This is a genomic window from Terrisporobacter sp. (assembly GCF_017888745.1).
In the GTDB taxonomy this organism is placed as follows: Bacteria; Bacillota; Clostridia; order Peptostreptococcales; family Peptostreptococcaceae; genus Terrisporobacter.
This window is the reverse complement of the sequence record NZ_JAGHFM010000300.1, coordinates 1-3,819: the sequence shown is the minus strand read 5'-3', so window position 1 is coordinate 3,819 and position 3,819 is coordinate 1. Positions and strand designations below refer to the sequence as shown.

Here is a 3,819-nt window from a genome sequence, read left to right as displayed (position 1 = left end):
TATAGAAAAGGGATTATTAGTTAAAGTTAACAGGGGAATAAGAGTTACTATGCAACAATTAAGCAATACTGTTTTTATAGATCCAACTAATCCTGAAACTAGAAGCTACGTATGGGACAAGCTGAAAAATAGCTATTATAAGAATGGAATAAATATGTTTTGGTTAGATGTTGCAGAACCAGGATATGCTACATATGATTTTGATAATTATAGATATTATTTAGGAACTGACTTAAAGGTAGGTAATTTATATCCTAATGAATTTTCTAAAATAGTTTTCGATGGATTAAAGGAAGAAAATAAAACACCAGTAACTTTAATTAGAGGGTGTTGGGCAGGAAGCCAAAAATATGGAACACTTGTATGGTCAGGTGATATAGATTCAAGTTTTGGTGCATTTAGGAATCAAGTAAATACTGGATTAAATATGAGTATTGCGGGTAATCCTTGGTGGACAACTGATATAGGGGGATTCCATGGTGGTAATATCAATAATCCAGAATTTAGAGAGTTAATGATAAGATGGTTCCAATACGCTACATTCTCACCAATTCTTAGAATGCATGGAGACAGACAACCTCATAAGAAAGCACTCGGTTATGATGGTGGAGGGCAATGTGTAAGTGGTGCAGAGAATGAAATATGGTCGTATGGTGAAGAGGCTCAAGAAATATTTATGAAATACTTAAATATTAGAGAAAATTTGAAGCCATATATAGCAGAGTTATTTAAAGAAACCCATGAAGTAGGTGCACCTATAATGAGACCAGTATTTTATGATTATCCCGAGGATAAGATGGCTTGGGAAGTAGATAATCAGTATATGTTTGGTTCAGAATTACTTATTGCACCAATTATTTATTATAAACAAAGAGAAAGAGAAGTCTATTTACCTAATGGAAATCAATGGGTTGATATAAATACAAATAAAGTATATGAGGGTGGACAATTTGTTGTTGTAGAAGCTCCGTTAGAAAGTATTCCTGTATTTTGTAAAAAAGGATCATCAATCAAAAATAAACTTATTTAATAAAGGAGGAAAAGATATGTATAAAATAGGAGTAGCCTCTCATGGAAAATTTTCAGAAGGTTGTCTAGATACAATAAGGTTTTTCATAAAAGATATAGAAAATATATCAACTTTAGTATTAGATAATGATGGAATAGAAAAATTTGAAAAGTCGGTTAAAGCATTATTTAATGAGATTAAAGACTTTAATGTACTAATATTTGTAGATTTATTTCATGGAACACCTTTTAATGTTTGTTCAGAAAATATTGGCTTAATTAAGGGGGAGGCTGAAATCGTTTCGGGAGTAAATATTCCAATGCTATTTGAGGCAGCATTAAATAGTAAAAGTATGTCAGTTTCAGAAGCAGTTCAAAATATTAAAAATACACAATATATAAATACTTTATCAGAAGAATTAGCAAACTTAACTATTAACGAAGATGATGAATAAAGGGGGATATGGTATATGCAAGTAGAGGTTTGGCAATTAGTAGCAATTGTTTTATATGGGTTTTATATCAATTTTGAGAAAAATAGTACTATGTGTGGTACATATCAACCAGTTACAGCAGGTTTTGTTGTAGGATTAATAATGGGAGATGTTTCAACAGGTTTATTTATTGGTGGGACATTACAATTAATGTCATTAGGTATTAGTAACTTTGGCGGAGCTTCTATACCAGATTATCAAACAGCTAGTGTGGTTGCAACATTTATAACTATTTCAACAGGTCAAGATCCCAATGTAGGTATAACAATTGGTATACCAGTAGCATTATTAATGGTTCAACTAGATGTAGTAAGAAATACAATTGGTGTATGGCTTGCACATAAAGCAGAAAGTTATGTAGATAAAAGAGATTATAGTGGTATAGGAAAAATGCAAATGTTAGGTGTTGTATTAACATGTGCAACAACAGGTATTCCAATACTATTAGCAGTAATTTTTGGACCAGACTTAGTAAATGGACTAATTAATAATAGTCCTGAATGGTTATTGGGCGGACTTCAAGTAGCTGGAGGGATTTTACCAGCGGTAGGTATAGCTTTATTACTTAAAAACCTACCAACAAAAACTCATTTTCCTTATTTATTAATAGGATTCGTTCTAACAGTATACATGAAAATTCCTTTATTAGGGGTTGCCCTTATAGCAGCAGCTATATCATTAATAGAATTCAAGAGAGAAAATGAAAGAGAAATGTTATCTTATTCTGTAGTTGGAGGTATGGATGAAGATGAATAATAATGAGCTTACACCAAAAAAAATACGTAGTAAAGTTTTATTAAGATGGATATTTACAAGTAGTGTTTCATCTAATTATGAAAAGATGCAAGCTTTAGCTTATTGCTATGCTATATTACCGTTTTTAAAATTTACGTACAGAAATGATGAAGATGGTTTACAACAAGCAGCAAAGAGACATTTACAATTCTTTAATACAAATCCTTGGGTTGCTCCATATATTTTTGGATTAAATATTGCAATAGAGGAAAAAGAAAAAAATAATGCTGCAGATGCAGTTAGTTCTATAAAAAGTGGATTAATGGGACCTTTAGCTGGGGTTGGAGATAGTTTATGTGTTGTTATCCCTTGGACAATATTTGGTGCAATAGCAGCAAATATGGCTATAGATGGAAGCCCAGTAGGAATATTTTTATGGATAGCAGTAAGTATAGCTATTAAGTTATGTAGTTTTCCACTATTTAAAGCTGGATATTTTTCAGGAACAAAGTTAGTTAATGCTCTTGAAAGTAAAATGAAATCTATAACTAAAGGTACTTCTATATTAGGATTAATGGTTGTAGGTGGATTAATATCAACAGTTATAAGAACTACAGTCGGATTTAGCTTTGTACAAGGTGAAATCGAAATGACAGGCCAAAGTATATTAGATCAAATCATGCCAGGTCTACTACCAGCAGCTATAGTTGCAATAATGTATTACTTACTAGGTAAAAAGGTAAAACCAACATACTTAATTTTATTAGTAATAGTTATTTCAATAGTTTTATATTCACTAGGAGTACTTAAATAAGGAGGTATTTAAATATGGAAGGAATTATACATATAAGAATTGATGATAGATTAATACATGGACAAGTAGCTACAATGTGGACAAACAATCTTGGAGCAACTCGTATTATGGTTATAAATGATGAGGTAGCAAATAATGATTTACAAAAATCAGTATTAAGAATGGCAGCTCCATCAAATGTTAGTACATCTATAATATCAAGGGATACAGCAGTAAAAAATATTTCAGCAGGAAAATATCGTGGACAAAGAGTATTTATAGTTGTGAAGTCACCTTTGGATATTCTTCATCTTGTAAATAATGGTCTAGATATCAAGAAAATAAATGTTGGTAACATGTCATCTAAATCAAATACTGAGGTAATAAGACCATCTGTAAGTGTTACTCCAGAAGAAAAAGAAGCCTTCAAGGAGTTAATAGATAGAGGTTTTGAGATAACAGCTATAATGACTCCTACAGATCCGTTAGTTATGTTTAAGGAATATTTATAGGAATTAAAGGGGTCTGTCGCACAAAACAAATAGGGCAGTCACATTTTTGCACAAAAAATAAATCCCAAGTTCAAAAGAGCTTGGGATTTATTTTTTGTATAATTATTTTATGTTTTAATTAAAGTCTCTTATATACTAACTATGTCAGGATTAATACTATTGAGAAAAATCAATGCAATATAAATCTTATACGCAAATACTTAATATGGACTAAATTATTAAATCTTAAAAAGTTATTGATTCAATTTAATAAATATGAATTATTACTGGAAAAATT

5 protein-coding genes are annotated in these 3,819 nt (G+C 30.7%); all 5 read left to right on the top strand.

Going from position 1 to position 3,819, the window contains the following annotated elements:
- Positions 1-1,030: glycoside hydrolase family 31 protein (locus J7G74_RS13645; protein WP_297136342.1), on the top strand; the 1,030-nt coding region annotated here is incomplete at its 5' end.
- Between the two features lie 16 nt (positions 1,031-1,046).
- Complete coding sequence (locus J7G74_RS13640; RefSeq protein WP_297136340.1) at positions 1,047-1,463, top strand: PTS sugar transporter subunit IIA; 417 nt, start codon at positions 1,047-1,049, stop codon at positions 1,461-1,463.
- Between the two features lie 15 nt (positions 1,464-1,478).
- Complete coding sequence (locus J7G74_RS13635) at positions 1,479-2,258, top strand: PTS mannose/fructose/sorbose/N-acetylgalactosamine transporter subunit IIC (RefSeq protein ID WP_297136339.1); 780 nt, start codon at positions 1,479-1,481, stop codon at positions 2,256-2,258.
- On the top strand, positions 2,245-3,051 hold the full coding sequence (locus tag J7G74_RS13630) for a PTS system mannose/fructose/sorbose family transporter subunit IID (protein WP_297136337.1): 807 nt from the start codon (positions 2,245-2,247) through the stop codon (positions 3,049-3,051). Before J7G74_RS13635 ends, J7G74_RS13630 begins: the two co-directional genes overlap by 14 nt.
- Positions 3,052-3,065: 14 nt before the next feature.
- Entirely contained in the window at positions 3,066-3,542 is a 477-nt protein-coding gene (locus tag J7G74_RS13625; RefSeq protein WP_297136335.1) for a PTS sugar transporter subunit IIB, read from the top strand.
- Positions 3,543-3,819: the final 277 nt, after the last annotated feature.